Consider the following 15,929-nt stretch of genomic DNA (forward strand, 5'->3'; position numbering starts at 1 on the left):
CGAGCCCGCGTCAGCTCGCGAGGAAGGCGAGCAGGTGACTGTTCCACTCGTCCTTGTGCGAGACGGTGACGCCGTGCGGCGCGCCCTCGATCACGACGAGACGGCTGCCCGCGATCGCCTGCGCCGTGCGGGCGCCGCTCGCTTCGAGCGGCACGATCGAGTCGGCGTCGCCGTGGATGACGAGGGTCGGCACATCGATCTTCGCGAGGTCGTCGCGGAAGTCGGTCGTCGCGAAGGCGACCGTGCAGTCGAGTGTGCCCTTCGGCGACGCTCCCGCGGCGAGGTAGGCGTGGTAGTCGATCTGCGCGTCGCTCACGAGCGGCGCGTCGCCGCCCTCGGGCGTGAAGAAGCCGCGCAGGAAGTCGGCGAGGAACTTCGGCCGGTCACCCGTGAGGCCGTCGTGGAACCAGTTGGCGAGGTCGTCGTCGACGGCACCGTCGGGGTTGTCGTCGCTCTTCCAGAGATAGGGCGGAACGGCGCTCGCGAAGACGACCTGGGCGAGACGCGCGGTGCCGTACGTGCCGGCGTAGCGCGCGACCTCGCCGCCGCCCATCGAGAAACCGACGAGCGTCGCGTCGGTGACGTCGAGCTCGGTCAGGAGCGCATCGAGGTCGGCTGCGAACGTGTCATAGTCATAGCCCTCCCACGGCTGCGACGATTCGCCGAATCCGCGACGGTCGTACGTGATCACGCGGTATCCGGCGTCGACGAGGTCGGGGACCTGACCTTCCCAGGCGCGTCCGCTGAGCGGCCAGCCGTGGATGAGGACGACGGGGCGGCCCGTTCCCGCGTCGGTGTAGTGCAGTTCGACGTCAGGGCGGTCGCCATCGGAAATCGTGATGCTGGGCATGGGAGCTCCTTCTGATCGGGTTCTCCAGTCGAACAGAGTCTCGGTGCGGTGTCGATGGGGTTGACAGAGCGGCTGTCCCCTGAATGCGGGCGGGCGCGATTCGGCGGCCTCCCCGTACTCTCGGCGGCGGGGTTCAGAGATGAGCGGGGGAGCAACATGGCAGGTCCGGGCTATGCAGTGATCGATGTCGAGACGACCGGTTTCGTCGCGGAGAGGCACGATCGCATCGTCGAGATCGCGGTCGTCCACGTCGACGCGGGCGGGGCGGTGACGGGCTCGTGGGAGACGCTGCTCAATCCCCACCGCGACCTCGGGGCGCAGCACATCCACGGCATTCGCGCGAGGGACGTCCTCGATGCGCCCGACTTCAGCGACATCGCGAGCGATCTGATCGATCTGCTGTCGGGTCGTGTGCTCGTGGCCCACAACGCCGCATTCGACAGTCGGTTCCTTTACGCGGAGTTCTCGCGCGCAGGCTTCGATGTGGAGGAGGAGCTCCCTTGCCTGTGCACCATGCGGCTCGCGGCCGACATCATCCCGGGATCGGGACGGTCGCTCGCGGATTGCTGCGCGGCCTTCGACATCGAGCTCGATGGAGCCCACCGTGCACTCGTCGATGCGCAGGCCACCGCCCGGCTGCTGGGGGAGTACATCGCGGCGACCGACGCCGGATTCTGGCATCCCTATCTCGACCGCGCCGCGAGCGGTCGATGGCTGTCCGCTACGTCTTCTTCGGATGTGGGGACACGGTGGCGGGCGCGGGGGTCGGACGCGACCGCTCCCGAGGACTTTCTCACCCGCATCGTCGAGCGCATGCCGGATCTCTCCGGTCCGACCGAACACCGCGAGTATCTGGCCCTCCTCGATCAGTGTCTGCTCGACCGGCACTTGTCCGTGCACGAGTCGAACGAGCTGGTGCGCCGAGCCGACGTTCTCGGGGTGTCCCGCTCGACGTGTCAGAGACTGCATCGTGAGTACTTCGACCTGCTCGTCTCCGTCGCGTGGTCGGACGGAGTGCTCGACACGAACGAGATCGCGGACCTCGCGTCGGTCGCGCAGTTGCTCTCTCTGCCTGCTGAGGTCGTCACGACGGCCTTGGTGTCTCGGCCGTCGGTCACCGTCGCGGACTCCGCGCCGTCGGCGTTCGCGCTGACGCCCGGCGACGTCGTCGTGATCACCGGTGAGTTGTCGCGCCCTCGCGACGACTGGCACGCCGAGCTGGTGATCCGCGGATTCGTCCCACGCCCGGCGATCACGAAGGCCGTCACCCTCGTCGTCGCCGCCGACCCTGACTCGTTGTCGGGAAAGGCTCGAAAGGCGCGCGACTACGGAATCCCGATCGTCGACGAAGCGGGTCTCGTTCGCCTGCTGTCGTGATTCGAGCCGGGATGTCGCACGTCTCGGCCACACTGAGCGCATGGCTTCCCCTTCGATTCCCCTCACCATCGACTACATCGAGATCTCCGTCACCGACATGGCCGCCGCGCAGGCTTTCTACGGCGCGGCGTTCGGGTGGCAGTTCACCGCGTACGGCGACGCGTATGCCGGCATTCGCACGGCTGCAGAGTCGGGCGGAGACGAGGCCGGCGGGCTCGCGCTCGCCGACTCCGTGGTGCGCGGCGGGCCGCTCGTCTTGCTCTACAGCGACGACCTCGACGCGACCGTCCGCGCGGTGACGGATGCCGGTGGCGAGGTCGTCAACGGACCGTACGAGTTCCCCGGCGGACGACGATTCCACTTCCTCGACCCGAGCGGCAACGAGCTCGGCGTCTGGGCAACGTCGTAGTCGGAATCTCCGCCGGGTGGGTCAGCGGGACAGGATGACGACGTGCGATTCGTCGACAGGGGCTGAGGTGTGCTCGTGCGTGATGAGCCACGCATCATCTCTCTTCTCGATGACCCACGTCAGGCGGTTCAGCATCGACCGTGGGGTGCCGTCGGCATCGGTCGACGCGTAAGCGACGTAGCCGTCGGCCACGACGACGCCCGAACCCCTGGTTCCCCGAATCGTCAGGTCCTCGAACGAGACGTGCACGGCGCCGCCGTCGATCGAGTCGAACCAGGCGGTGATCTGCCGTGTCCACGCATCGACGCCCTCGAACGACCACTCGGTCCACAGGTCGAAGACGCGAACGTCGGGCGCGTAGAGGGCGAGCAGGGCCTCAACATCCTGAGCTGCGACGGCCTCGATGTAGCTGTCGGTGATCGCTTCGACGACCTCGGATTCGTGCGTCATGATCGACTCCCTTCGAGCGCGGTGAGTCGACGCTACTCTGCTGCCCTGCCGACGTCACGGGTCATTTAGGCTCGCGGGTGTGGGCGATCACGATGAGGGGATGACGGTGCGAGCGGTCAAAACGGCGGGCATCGACCTCGCCGCATCCGCGCCCGGCACCGCTCTCGCGATCATCGAGTGGGGCGAGTGGGGTGCGCGACTGTCATCCGTCGACGTCGGCGTGGGCGACGGCGAGATCGTCACCGCGGTCGCAGACTGCGCGATGGTCGGGATCGACTGCGCGCTCGGCTGGCCCGACGACTTCGTGGAATTCGTCGGGCGGCATGCCCGAGGTGAGCGTGTCGACCAGTCTCACGATGAGGGCATTGCGTGGCGCCGACGCCTCGCCTACCGCGAGACCGATCGTGACATCCATGCGCGCACCGGCAAGCTGCCGTTGAGCGTGGCGGCCGACCGACTCGGGTTGACGGCCATGCACTGCGTGGTTCTCCTCGATCTGCTGGGTGAGCAACGCGGGGGAGCGGTCGATCGCTCGGGCCGAGGGGGAGTCGTCGAGGTCTACCCGGGCGCGACCCTGCGCGTGTGGGGATTCGAGCGTCGCGGATACAAGAAGGATGCCGGGGTGCGTGACGCACTCCTCGCATCGATCGAGGTCGACGCGCCGTGGCTCGATCTCGCAGGGCACCGCGAACGGCTCCTCTCGTCGGATGACGCATTCGACGCGTTCATCGCGGCGCTCGCCGCGCGGGCGCATGAACGAGGGTTGACGCCGCCGATTCCGCGCGAGCACGAAGACCGGGCGTCACGCGAAGGCTGGATCGCTGTGCCGGAGGGCCGACTCGCGGATCTGGGGCCAGCGCGCGAGATGGTGTGAGGTCTCTGGGCGGCTGGGGCCTTCTCCGCTGTCTACGCTTCTTCTCCTCCCCAGGGGGTCGACCGCGTGGCGTTTCCACGTCGCTTTCGTCCGCGTCGGTGGTGTCGGGGTGAGTGTCGGTGGTCACTTCTATGTTGGGTGTTGTGGATGATGTACTCGATCTGACGGACTCGATCGCCGATGCGGTGACCGGGCTGCTGCGTGGGGTCGATTCGTCTGCGGCGATGGTGTCGGATGACGCCCTGCTCGGGTTGCTCGGTCGTGCCGAGACTCTCGGGCGCGCGGTCGATGCGTTGCGGGTGTTGGTGGCGGCCGAGGTCGGTGACCGGGCACGCCCTGAACTGGGCACGGAATCGCTCGCGCATCGCCGGGGGTGTGGGAGTGCGGCGGAGTTGGTCGAGCGGGTGACGCGGGTGTCGTCGGTGACGGCGCGGGCCCGGTTGCGGCTCGGAGCCCGGGTGCACCGCTGCACCGGGTTCACGGGGGCGCCGTTGCCGGCCGCGTTCGACGCGGTTCGTGAGGGACTGGTGTCGGGCCGGTTGGGGTGGGATGCGGCGCAGACGATCACGACCGCGTTGACGGTCGCGGGTCGGGGCACGCCGACGGACATGCTCGGCGGGTTGCGGGCGGCCGAGCACGAACTCGTCTGCGCGGCGACCGGAACGGCGCCCGCCCCGGATGTGGCGGCGTTGCCCCCGGTGATGCATGCGGAGACGAAACTGCAGGCCGCGACGTGGGTCGAGGTGTTGAACCCTGACGGGGCCGAACCGTCCGAGCGGGACTTCGAAGCCCGCCACGTCCGCCTGCTGCCCGCGCGGGGCGGGTGGGTGCCGATCACCGGGCTCCTCGCCCCCGAAGTCGCCGGACAGGTACAACGCGTGTTCGACGCGCTCTGCAACCCCCGCCAAGCCGGAAACCTCCCCGAAGCCCTGCCCGGACGTGGCTCGGCGGACGCGGACGCGAACTCAGACGGTGGTGTTCACGCGGGCGGCGGTGCCGGTGCGAGTGCGGGTGATTCGGCGAGTGCGGGTGCGGGTGCAGACATGGATGCACGGTTCGGTGTCAGCGTCGATACCGACGGTATCCGTGACCCGCGTACCCGGGCGCAACGCCAACACGACGCCCTCGCCACCGTGTTCGACATCGCCGGGCGTGCCGACGAACTCCCCACGCTGGGCGGGGCGTCCGCGACGATCCTCGTCACAACCCTCACCGACGACTTCCTCACCGGTACCGGGGTCGGACACATCGACGGTGTGGACGTGCCGATCCCGATGTCTGCGATCCGGCAACACGCCTGCGCCAACGGCGCCCACACCCTGGAACTCACCCCGGCCGGCGGCATTCACCGGCTCGGCACCGAGCAACGCACCTTCACCCGTGCGCAACGCCGCGCCCTCGCCGCACGCGACGGCGGATGCATCATCCCCGGCTGCCCCATCCCCGCCGCCGCAACCGAAGCCCACCACGTCACCCCCTGGTGGGCCGGCGGCCCCACCCACGTCGACAACGGGGTGCTCCTGTGTTGGTTCCACCACCGCACCATCGACACCTCCGGATGGGAGATCCGCATGATCGGCGGAGCACCCCACGTCAAACCCCCGCCCTGGCTCGGCGACCCCGTCTGGCGACCCGCCACCCAGTCACCCACCCGACGCACCGCACAACTCCGCCGACAACACGAGTAACGCGGGGCGCGCCACCGCGTGCACCGACATGCCACAGGACTCGTGCGCGCCCGCGCCCAGCGCCCAGTTGGTCTTCCCGTCGGCACAGGGCGCATGTGCACGTCACGAGCGCGGAAGAGGCCTTCGTCACCCCACAACGACATCGGGGAGTCTGTCGGCTATCCAGGCAGTCGCAGCGTGTCTGGCTCGTGCCGGATGATTCGCAAGGGGCCTTCGTCAGGGCTGGGCTTCTGGAAGCCATCGAGGTACGCGAGGGCCTGTTCCGCCGGAACATGGACATCGTCGGGTCCAGCGTTGCTGCGCGCGCGGAGTCGTCCGAGGAGGACATCGCGAGGGGTGTCGAGATAGTAGACGGTCGGTGTTACGCCGAGGGGAGCGAGTATGTCTCGGTAGCGTTCACGCGAGATACGCGACCAGAACGAGGTGTCCACGACGACCCGGTCCCCGCGGGTGACGAGCTCGGTCAATCTGTTCTGCAATCGGTCGTGGACGGTCTGCATGACGTCGGCGGGTAGCGGGTGGACTCGATGCCCGAGCTCCCAGGCCTCGGCGTCGAAGGAGAGCACGACATAGCCCGCAGGCTCGAGCATGCGCGCGTAGGTGGATTTTCCGGACCCGGCCGGACCACACATCAAGATCACCTGGTCCATCAGTGCAGGCTACTGCGGCACGAGAAACAGTGGCGAGATCCGAGGCCTGTCGGCGGTGCCGTCTACCCTCGACCCATCACCCACACCTCGTGCCGAGATATGGAGATGGCAATGAAGGTGTTGGTCGCGACCCGCGAGACACAGGGCGACCGTCAGAGCGACGTGATGACGGCGATCGAGGGCGAACTCGTGTTCATGATCGATCCGTGCGGCGAGAGTCGACGGCAGCCTGACGGCGCATGCCCGTGCGGCATCACCTTCGTCGGCATGACGAGCGACGAGATCACGACGACGGCTGTCGTGCGCGAACTCGAACTCACCCGTTCGCACTTCGTACAGTGCCTGCAGAACGCGGTCCTCGATCGTCGAGAGACAGGCTGCACGTGCCAATTCGATGTCTCGGCTCTCGCCAGCGAGCTGCTCGACCTCGCCCGCTGCTTCCCGAACGAGACGATCATCGAGCGCCGAGTCGACGAGATCCGCGTCCGCCGTTCTGCACGCATAGGCTGGTGAGCGTGAGTCGACGAATGCTGAAGTCCGTTGTGGCCGCTGGTGCGATCGTTCTTCTGGGGGTATTCGTTCCCACGGTTCCGGCGTCGGCCGACGTCAACGACTTCTCCTTCGTGAGTTTCCACGGCGAGTACGAGCTGGGGCGCGACGACGACGGCCACTCGACCCTCGACGTCGTCGAGACGCTCGTGGCCGAGTTCCCCGAGACCGATCAGAATCGCGGCATCCGTCGCGAGCTCGTCGACACGTACGACGGTCACCCGACCGATCTCGTCGTCGAATCCGTGACCGATGAGAACGGCGTGGCGCGTGCGTTCGAGACCGAGAGCGACGACGGCATCGAGATCCTGACGATCGCGGCCGACGACTACGTGCACGGCGAGCAGACATACGTCATCACGTACAGTCAGCGCAACGTGACGCGGTACTTCGAGAACACCGACGCCGACGAGTTCTACTGGGACACCAACGGAACCGCGTGGGAGCAACCCTTCGGTGAGGTCTCGGCGACGATCGTGCTCGCCGACGGTCTGAGCGACGCCCTCACCGGTCGAGCCGCCGCAGCATTCGGTCTCGAGGGCGAGTCGAAGCCCGTCGACATCGAGCAGACCGACACGGGCTTCGAGGTGAGCCAGTCAGACCTGACCGCCGGCGAGAACCTCTCGTTCGCGATCGGCTTCGAGGCCGGTACGTTCACTCCCCGCGACGGGAGCTTCGGCGCAGCTCCGTGGCCCGCACTCGGGCTCGGCGGAGCCGTGCTCGCCGTGCTCACCGCGATCGGTGCGTTCATTCTGCGACGACGCCGACTGGGCGATGCTCCCGGCCGAGGAGTCATCGTGCCCGAGTACGTTCCGCCGAAGGACACCGGCATCCTGCTCTCGAGCGTCGTCTCGGGGCGCTCGACGCACACAGTCGCCGCCGAAGTGCTCGCCCTCGCCGTCGACGGGCGCGTGCGGATCGTCGAGGTCGGCGAGACCGCTGTCACGAAGAAGCCGCGCTTCGAACTCGAGTACGTCGACGTGGATCAGCCGGGAGGCGCGACCGAGCGGCGCCGTCGCCCTGCGGGTTCCGACACGGCGACCCCCGACGATCGCGAGTTCCTGCACGCGCTGTTCGGGTCGACCCTGACACCGGGTGAGCGACGATCCCTCGCGAAGGCCGACTCGAAGGTCGCCACGCGCCTGGCCGAAGTGCAGAAGAAGGTCACGGCGGCGGCGACCGAACGCGGCTACCGTCGCCCCTATCCCGGTGGGCCCGTGGCCGCGGTGATCGGTGGCGCCGTGGTGGCCGCCGGAATCGCCTTCGTCTTCAGCATCATGTCTCTCGCGCAGGCCTACGGCGGCGCATGGCCCGTCGTCACGCTCATCGTCGGAATCGTCTCGCTCATCGTCGCGGTCATCGCGATCGCACGTGTGCCGCTTGAAGCCCCAGGCGTCGAACTCCGCGACTATCTGAAGGGCCTCGATGAGTACATCCGTCTCGCCGAGGCCGACCGCCTCGCTTACCTGCAGTCGCCGAAGGGCGCCGATCGCACGCCCATCCCGACGGATGACCGTGAGGCCGTCCTCCGTCTCACGGAGCGTCTGCTCCCGTGGGCCGTGCTCTTCGGGCGCGAGAAGGAGTGGACCGAGGAGCTCGGGCGCGCCTACGCCGAGTCGGGCGTGCAGCCGCTCTGGTACACGGGAACGCATCCGTTCAACGGAGCGATCTTCGCCGCGAGCATCGGATCGATCACGACGAGCGTCTCGTCGACCTACTCGAGTTCGAGCGGTGGCTCGGCCGGCGGCGTGAGCTCCGGTGGAGGCGGCGGCGGAGGCGGCGGAGGAGGCGTCTAGACCTCGGTCGGTCAGTTCGCCTCGTCGAGCAGCCCGTCAGGGTCGTTGACCGTGAGGTCGTGCCCTGATGCCGACGCCTCCTTCAGCGCATCACGGAAGAGCAGGCGCGCAGCGGGCCCGAGTCGCGTGACTCCTTCCAGATCCATCTCGATCGCCACGCCGTCCCGCGCGAGCGTGTCGAGCCGGGTGAGTACCTCTTCAGCTCCCGAGAAGACGAGTTCTCCGCGCAGGCGGGCCACGATCGGATCACGGTCGGTGTCGAGCGTCGAGATGGGGGAGAGCGGCTCGCCGCGGTGCATCAGGAGGTGCAGTCCGTACTCGTTCGAGAGCGCCTCGAGCATCGCGACACCTCGAGCGCTGTTGCCCTGGGCGTCGAGCGGCGGGCTGAAGGTTCCGATGCCGAACTGATCCGGCAGGAGGGCGGCTACTCCGCCGCCGACACCGCTCTTCGCCGGGAGTCCCACGCGCACCATCCACGCGCCCGAGGCGTCGTACATGCCACAACTCGACATCACCGCGGTCGTCCAGCGCGCGACCGCCTCGCTCACGACGCGCTCACCCGTCACCGGATTGCGGCCGCCGGCGGCGAGTGTCGCCGCCATCACGGCGATGTCACGCGCGCTCACGAGCAGCGCGCACTGGCGGAAGTACGCCTCCGTCGCGACATCCACCGACGAGGCGAGCGTGCCCGCCGAGCGGGCGAGGTAGGCGAGAGCGCGGTTCCGATCGCCCGATTCGAGTTCGGACTCGAACACCGCGTCGTCGACGTCGAGCTGTCTGCCCGCGAAGGCCTCGAGTCCACGCCGGATCACCGCGAACTTCTCGGCCGCGGAATCCCCGTCGATGAGTGAACTCGTCACGATCGCGCCTGCGTTGATCATGGGGTTGAACGGCCGACCCGTCGCCTCATCGAGGCTGATGGCGTTGAACGGCTCGCCGCTCGGTTCGAGTCCGACGTGCCGCGTGACCTCGGTGAGGCCGGCCTGTTCGAGCGCGAGGGCGAGCACGAACGGCTTCGACACCGACTGGATCGTGAACTCGGTGTCCGAATCGCCCGTCTCGTGGATCGTGCCCCGCACACTCGCGATCGCGACGCCGAGCGCATCAGGATCGGCGCGCGCGAGTTCAGGGATGTACGACGCGACGTCGCCGCCCTCGAGCTTCCTGCCCTCCTCGACGACTCGTGCAAGTGCCAGGCGAATGGGGTCTCGAAGGTCGACGGTCACGCGCTCAGCCTATTCGTCGGTGTCGGGAGCGCTTTCGGGTGAGGCAGCGTCGGGAGAGTCATCCCCACGGGCGGCGGTCGGTCGGCCGAACCCACGCGACGCGCTCCGGTTCGCGGCACTCCCGCGCGGCTTCCACCACGCGGGCGGCCGGAGGGCGCCCCGCTCGATCGGTTCCTCGACCTCGAGCCCGTAGATCTCACCGATGCGGTCGATGAACTGGTCGCGGCGCGCTCGATCGTAGGCACGCCGTTCGCGCGTGAACGCGATGACGGTCGACCAGCACATGAGGAGCATGACGATCGAGAACGGCAGGGCGATGATGATGGCCGCGGTCTGCAGCGCATCGAGCCCTCCCGCGAGGAGCAGCGCGATCGCGAGGGCCGACGTGATGACGGTGAAGAAGATGCGCGCCCAGCGCTTCGGCTCGGGGTCGCCCCCCGTCGCGATCATCGACATCACGAGCGCACCGGAGTCGGCCGACGTGATGAAGAAGATGCCGATGAGCACGATGACGCCGATCGAGACTAACGTTCCGCCGGGCACGTTCGCGAGCATCTCGAAGAGCGCGGCCTGCAGATCGACGGTGCCGTCGGGGCCCGTCAGGTCGACGTCGCCCGAGAGCTGCATCGCGAGCGCCGAGCCGCCGAGCACCGCGAACCAGAGGATGCCGATGAGGGTCGGCACGAGGATGACGCCCGCGACGAACTGCCGCACGGTGCGACCCTTCGAGATGCGGGCGATGAAGATGCCGACGAACGGCGCCCACGAGATCCACCAGCCCCAGTAGAACGAGGTCCACGAGGCCTGCCACGCTTCGCCCTCGGCCCCCGTGAACGCGTTCACGGTGAACGAGAGCCCGATGAAGTTCTGGATGTAGTTGCCGAGCGACTGCACGAACTCGCGGAGGAGGAAGAGCGTCGGGCCGACCGAGAGCAGATAGATCACGAGCAGGCCGGCGAGCACGAGGTTGATGTTCGAGAGCCACTTCATGCCGCGACCGATGCCCGAGAGCACCGAGAAGAGCACGAAACCCGTGATGACGACGATGATCACGATCTGGGTCGTGATGTCGGGGTCGGCGATGCCGGCCGTCGAGAGGCCCGAGCTGATCTGCAGCACGCCGAGCCCGAGCGATGTCGCGACACCGAAGAGCGTTCCGACGAGAGCGACGATGTCGATGACGTTGCCCCACCCGCCGCGCACGCGCGACCCAAGCAAGGGCTCGAGGGTCCAGCGGATCGAGATCGGCCGGCGACGGCGGTGGATGGCGTAGGCGAGCGCGACACCGACGACGACGTAGATCGACCACGCGTGCACACCCCAGTGCAGGTATGTCTGGCTGAGCGCCTGCTGGGCGAGCTGCGCCTCGGTTCCCACGACGCCGGGTCGTGGGTCGACGAAGTGCGAGAGCGGCTCGCTCACGCCGTAGAACACGAGGCCGATGCCCATGCCGGCGGCGAACAGCAGCGAGAACCACGACATGAGGGAGAACTCGGGCTCGTCGTCGTCGCGTCCGAGTTTGATGTCGCCGAAGCGGCTGAAACCGAGCCACAGGCTGAAGATGACGAAGAACGCCGCGATGAGCACGTAGTACCAGTTGAAGGCGTTGACGATGCTCGACTGGATCGCACCGAACACGGCCTCGGCCGTACCGGGGGCGATGAGGGTGAAGGCGACGAAGGCGACGATGATCGATGCCGCCGGCCAGAAGACCCACCGATTGACTGCGCTACGTGTACTCGTTGTGGGCATGGGTTCCAGCCTACGGTGCCGAGAATCCACCGTTTGTGCGCCCCACGTGTCGTTCTGGCCTCGCCATACCGACACCAACCGGTCACGAACTGGTCAGGAGGGCGGGGTAGCGTGCGGGCATGGATGCCGGTGAACTCGTCGTCTCCGTCGAGTCGGGGCGGGTTCGCGGTGGGCGTTCGCGCGGCATCCGGTACTGGCGCGGCATCCCCTACGCGGCGGCGCCGACCGGCGCGTACCGCTTCCGGGCCCCTCGGCCGCCCGAGCCCTGGGCGGGTGTACGCGACGCCCGACGGTTCGGGCCCGTCGCGCCGCAACTGCACCGCGGGCAGTTCCACGGCGCACCCCGCCGCGTGCCGCGGAGCGAGGACTGCCTCCGTCTCGACGTGACGGTGCCGGAAACGCGCTCGACGTCATCCCCTCTGCCCGTCCTCGTGTGGGTGCACGGCGGCGGGTTCAGCGTCGGGTCGACGCGCGAGTACGGGGGAGTCGGCCGCGCGCTCGCCGCGAGCGGCGACGTCGTGGTCGTGAGTGTCGGCTATCGGCTCGGCGCTCTCGGCTGGCTCGACCTCCGCGCCTACTCGACGCCCGAACGCCCCATCGAGGCGAACCTCGGCCTGCAGGACCTCGTCGCGGCGCTCCGCTGGGTGCGGGCGAACATCGCCGCGTTCGGCGGAGACACTGACCGCGTCACTCTCATCGGCGAGTCCGCGGGCGCCGCCGCCGTCACGGCGCTCCTCACGATGCCGTCGGCGCAGGGGCTCGTCGCGGGGGCCATCGCGCAGAGCGCGCCGCCGAACGCCGTGTATCCGCCCGACGTCACGGCGGCGTGGGCGCACGAGTTCGTCGGCCTCCTCGGCGAGATCGCCGATGCGGATGTCGAGAGCGAGTCGACGGGGGAGGCGGCCGATCTGTTGCACGACTCCGACGCGATGCTCCTCGCGCGAGCGACGCTCGCCCTCACGCTGCGCGCACCGGATGCCTATCCGGGGGCGACTTGTCTCGCCCCGGTCATTGATGGAGAGGTGCTCCCCGAGCGGCCGCTCGACGCCTACCGTGACGGCCGGGCGGCGCGCGTGCCGCTCCTCATCGGCACGAACGACCGGGAGGGAGCGCTCTTCGAGGGGCGCATCGACATCCTCCCGACGACCAAGCGACGGATTCGCGCGGTCTTCGCGGCGACCCGCAAACGCTCACGGCGTGCGATCAAGGCGCAGTACCCCGGTCTGCCCGAGCGGCGTCCTGCCGCGGACTTCGCGGGCGACTTCACGTTCTGGTACCCGAGCATCAAGCTCGCCGAACGGCACTCGCGCTACGCGCCGGTCTTCATGTACCGCTTCGATGCCGCGCCGCGGATCGTCACGATGCTCGGCCTCGATGCGACCCACGGTCTCGAACTCTTCCCGCTCTTCGGTCTGCTCGGTTCGCGCCGCGGCCTCGCGATGACGGCCCTTGGCGGTCGGCGGATGCTCGAACAGCTGGGGCGCCGCATGCGCGCGCACTGGATCGGGTTCGCCGCACGGGGCGCACCCGACGAGGGCTGGCCCGCCTACGACGAAGACACCCGCGCGACACTCGTCTTCGACGCCGTGGACCGCGTCGAACTCGATCCGCGCGCCGAGCGCCGCCGGGCATGGCAGGAGTTCGTCCCGCACGTCTGACGCGGGCGCCCCGCCGCTACGACGCGGGCCGGAGCTGCAGCGTGTTGACCGCGGCCTCCTGCACCGCGTCGAGCGTGTAGGGCCAGGCGCGCGTCTCGCCGGCGGCCCACCGATCGGTCTGGTCGGTGTAGTTCGGGTGGAAGGCGTGCCCCGAGGCGCCGGTCAGGTTGATCCACGTCGAGTCGTCGAAGTCGGCGAGGTCGACGACCATGCGCATCGACGGCACCCAGTCGACGGTGTAGCCCTGGCTCGCGTCCCAGCCGATCGCGTTGACGATCGCCGAGCCGCCGCCGAGCTCCCACGGGCCGCGGTTGAAGAGCCACTCGACGGGGGCGATGCCCGATTCGCCGAAGGAGCCGTTCGTGATGGTGAGGGTGTGCAGCCGGCCCCAGCGCCAGGAGTCGGAGTCGCCGCCCATGAGGTCGACTCCCTCCGACCACGCAGCATCGAGCGCCGACGCGAGCATCGCGTCTCGGCCCGCGACGCCGAGCTTCTCGTTCGTCCAGTACGGAGAATCGGGCTGGTCGAGAAGCTCGTCGACGACGCGGAACCAGCGATCGCCGCCGACGGGCGCGGTGCCGTCGGGGAGGTCGGCGAACATGCCGTCGAGGAGTGCGCGCCAGAACATGGCGAAGTAGGCCGCCTCCGCGCTGTCGGCATCGGCCCGGTGGTCCCAACCGTCGAGGAGGGCGAGACCCTTCGCCGCATCGCCGTCGACGTCGAGCTCGGCGAACACGGTGCTGAAGCGCGCGGCATTGGCATCGAACGTGTCGGACTGGATCGCCGACATCATCTCGCTCGTGATCGGCTCGCCCGCATCGATGTGCTCACGAAGGCGCAGGTCGATCTGCTGAGCGCGGTAGCCGAGGTCCCAGTCGGCGGTCAGGAACGGACGGCGGTCCTGCTCGACGGCGTTGTTCGCCGTCACGATGTAGCCGGCGGGCGGGTTGAACAGCCTCGGCATGGCATCGAAGGGCACCGTGCCCGACCAGCCGTTCGCGCTCGTCCAGCCGGGCAGCGGAACGGTTCCGTCCCCGCTCTTCCGCACCGGCACCGTGCCGGGCGCCTGGTAGCCGATGTTGCCCGCCGTGTCGGCATAGACGAGGTTCTGTGACGGTACCTCGAAGAGTTCGGCCGCCGCGCGGAACTGATCCCAGTTCGCGGAGCGGTTCATCGCGAAGATCGCCTCGGGGGTACGACCCGGACTCAGCGCCGTCCACTGCAGCGACAGTTCGTACTCGCCCTCGGGCAGTCCCGCCGCCGCGGGGTAGCCGGACGCGACCTCGCCGAACGTGTCGGTGAGTCCCGTGACGAGGGGGCCGCGCTCGGTCGCGCGGATCTCGATCTGCACGGGGTCGCCGCCCGCGACGGCGATCGTCTCCTCGCGGATGTCGAGGGGGCGCGTCACTCCGTCGAGCTCGTACTCCGTGCCGGCGACCTTCTCGATGTAGAGGTCAGCGACGTCGGGCCCGAGGTTCGTGAACCCCCACGACACCGTCGCGTTGTGTCCGATGACGATCCCCGGCATACCCGAGAAGGAATATCCCGCGACCTCCCACGGGCACTCGGCGCTCACGGTCTGGCAGCGGAGCCCCATCTGGTACCAGATCGAGGGCATCGCCGGGCCGAGGTGCGGATCGTTCGCGAGGAGGGGCAGGCCCGTGTCGGTGAGTTCGCCGCCCACGACCCACGAGTTCGAGCCGATCTCGCCGCCCGCCGGCCCGAGGAGTTCGGGAAGGGCGTCGAGGCTCGCGCGCAGCGACTCGAGAGCGGATGACGCGGCAGCGGGGGCCGCGGGAGCGGATGATGCGAGTGCATCGTCGCCGTCATCCGTCGTCGCGTCGAGAGAACCCCGCGCGTCGGCATCCGTCTCGCCCGTCTCGCCCGTCTGGGCCGCCGCGCCGCCCGGCGGGATGAGCGAGCCGCCGACGATCGTCGGCTGAGCGTCGAAGTCGTAGCCGGGGTGGAGCTGGGCGACCTCCTCCGCGGGCAGCTCGGTCGCGAGGAGCGCGCGGTCGATCTCGTCCTCGAGGTTCGAGCGGAGGTCCCACGCCATGGCCTTGAGCCACGCGATCGAATCGACCGGAGTCCAGGGTTCGGGCTCGTAGCCCGCGTTCTGGAGGCCCAAGACGGCGTATTCGAGAGAGAGGTCGGCTCCCGAGCGCGAGTCGAGGTACGCGTTCACCCCGGCTGCGTACGCCTCGTAGTACTCGCGCGATTCGTCGCTCATCTTCTCCCACTCGAGCTCGGCGACGGCACGCCAGCCGAGGGTGCGGATGAAGGTGTCAGTGCCGACCTGCGACTCGCCGAAGAGCTCCGACAGGCGCCCCGCCGTCACGTAACGGCGGAAGTCCATCTCCCAGAAGCGATCCTGCGCGTGCACGTAGCCCTGGGCGAAGAAGAGGTCGTCGGATGTCTCGGCGACGAGCTGCGGGATTCCGGCGTCGTCACGGTAGACCGTCACGGCCCGACCGAGACCCGGAACCTCGATGCGGCCCGAGGTCTCGGGGAACGAGCGCTGCACCGTCCACCAGCCGATGCCGACGGCGACGAGCGCGAGGACGAGCACCGTGACGAGGAGCCCCACGAGGAACTTGAGTGCGCTGTGCCGCCGGGTGCGCGGAGAGTCGGTGCCCATCTCACTCCTTCG

Annotated in this window: 13 protein-coding genes; 7 read left to right on the top strand and 6 right to left on the bottom strand. The window is 68.8% G+C overall.

Features of this window, described 5'->3' with window-relative positions:
- Nucleotides 1–10: 10 nt before the first annotated feature.
- Nucleotides 11–850, bottom strand: coding sequence for an alpha/beta fold hydrolase (locus BJ972_RS00380; RefSeq protein ID WP_129175868.1), 840 nt, complete (start codon nt 848–850; stop codon nt 11–13).
- A gap of 156 nt (nt 851–1,006) precedes the next feature.
- Between BJ972_RS00380 and BJ972_RS00385 the strand changes: the two genes are divergently transcribed.
- Nucleotides 1,007–2,227, top strand: a complete 1,221-nt coding sequence (locus BJ972_RS00385; RefSeq protein ID WP_129175867.1) for an exonuclease domain-containing protein — start codon at nt 1,007–1,009, stop codon at nt 2,225–2,227.
- 40 nt (nt 2,228–2,267) lie between these two features.
- Nucleotides 2,268–2,636, top strand: coding sequence for a VOC family protein (locus BJ972_RS00390; protein WP_129175864.1), 369 nt, complete (start codon nt 2,268–2,270; stop codon nt 2,634–2,636).
- A 21-nt stretch (nt 2,637–2,657) separates the two neighbouring features.
- Here BJ972_RS00390 and BJ972_RS00395 read toward each other — a convergent pair whose 3' ends face one another.
- Nucleotides 2,658–3,086, bottom strand: a complete 429-nt coding sequence (locus tag BJ972_RS00395; protein ID WP_129175862.1) for a YybH family protein — start codon at nt 3,084–3,086, stop codon at nt 2,658–2,660.
- 106 nt (nt 3,087–3,192) lie between these two features.
- On the opposite strand from BJ972_RS00395, the gene BJ972_RS00400 reads away from it, so the two are divergent.
- Nucleotides 3,193–3,960, top strand: coding sequence for a DUF429 domain-containing protein (locus BJ972_RS00400; RefSeq protein ID WP_241830844.1), 768 nt, complete (start codon nt 3,193–3,195; stop codon nt 3,958–3,960).
- Between the two features lie 113 nt (nt 3,961–4,073).
- Complete coding sequence (locus tag BJ972_RS00405) at nt 4,074–5,648, top strand: HNH endonuclease signature motif containing protein (protein ID WP_179419901.1); 1,575 nt, start codon at nt 4,074–4,076, stop codon at nt 5,646–5,648.
- 158 nt (nt 5,649–5,806) lie between these two features.
- Here the strand turns inward: BJ972_RS00405 and BJ972_RS00410 are convergent, their stop codons facing one another.
- Nucleotides 5,807–6,298 carry a P-loop nucleotide/nucleoside kinase family protein gene (locus BJ972_RS00410; protein ID WP_206736555.1) on the bottom strand — a complete coding sequence of 164 codons (492 nt, stop codon included), beginning with the start codon at nt 6,296–6,298 and terminating at the stop codon, nt 5,807–5,809.
- Nucleotides 6,299–6,409: 111 nt separating this feature from the next.
- Between BJ972_RS00410 and BJ972_RS00415 the strand changes: the two genes are divergently transcribed.
- Both BJ972_RS00415 and BJ972_RS00420 read left to right on the top strand, forming a co-directional pair.
- The gene (locus BJ972_RS00415) at nt 6,410–6,811 is read left to right on the top strand and encodes a DUF7715 family protein (RefSeq protein ID WP_164990001.1); all 402 of its coding nucleotides are present in this window, start codon (nt 6,410–6,412) and stop codon (nt 6,809–6,811) included.
- 14 nt (nt 6,812–6,825) lie between these two features.
- Nucleotides 6,826–8,643, top strand: coding sequence for a DUF2207 domain-containing protein (locus BJ972_RS00420; protein ID WP_164990000.1), 1,818 nt, complete (start codon nt 6,826–6,828; stop codon nt 8,641–8,643).
- A gap of 11 nt (nt 8,644–8,654) precedes the next feature.
- Here BJ972_RS00420 and glsA read toward each other — a convergent pair whose 3' ends face one another.
- Both glsA and BJ972_RS00430 read right to left on the bottom strand, forming a co-directional pair.
- Nucleotides 8,655–9,869 (bottom strand): glutaminase A, encoded by a 1,215-nt coding sequence (gene glsA, locus BJ972_RS00425; RefSeq protein ID WP_129177231.1) that lies wholly within the window; start codon nt 9,867–9,869, stop codon nt 8,655–8,657.
- A 9-nt stretch (nt 9,870–9,878) separates the two neighbouring features.
- Nucleotides 9,879–11,621, bottom strand: coding sequence for a BCCT family transporter (locus tag BJ972_RS00430; RefSeq protein WP_129177229.1), 1,743 nt, complete (start codon nt 11,619–11,621; stop codon nt 9,879–9,881).
- 119 nt (nt 11,622–11,740) lie between these two features.
- On the opposite strand from BJ972_RS00430, the gene BJ972_RS00435 reads away from it, so the two are divergent.
- Entirely contained in the window at nt 11,741–13,279 is a 1,539-nt protein-coding gene (locus BJ972_RS00435; RefSeq protein ID WP_129177227.1) for a carboxylesterase/lipase family protein, read from the top strand.
- 16 nt (nt 13,280–13,295) lie between these two features.
- Here BJ972_RS00435 and BJ972_RS00440 read toward each other — a convergent pair whose 3' ends face one another.
- Nucleotides 13,296–15,917 carry a penicillin acylase family protein gene (locus tag BJ972_RS00440; protein WP_129177225.1) on the bottom strand — a complete coding sequence of 874 codons (2,622 nt, stop codon included), beginning with the start codon at nt 15,915–15,917 and terminating at the stop codon, nt 13,296–13,298.
- Between the last annotated feature and the right edge of the window lie 12 nt (nt 15,918–15,929).

This window comes from Agromyces atrinae, assembly GCF_013407835.1.
Taxonomy (GTDB): Bacteria; Actinomycetota; Actinomycetes; order Actinomycetales; family Microbacteriaceae; genus Agromyces; species Agromyces atrinae.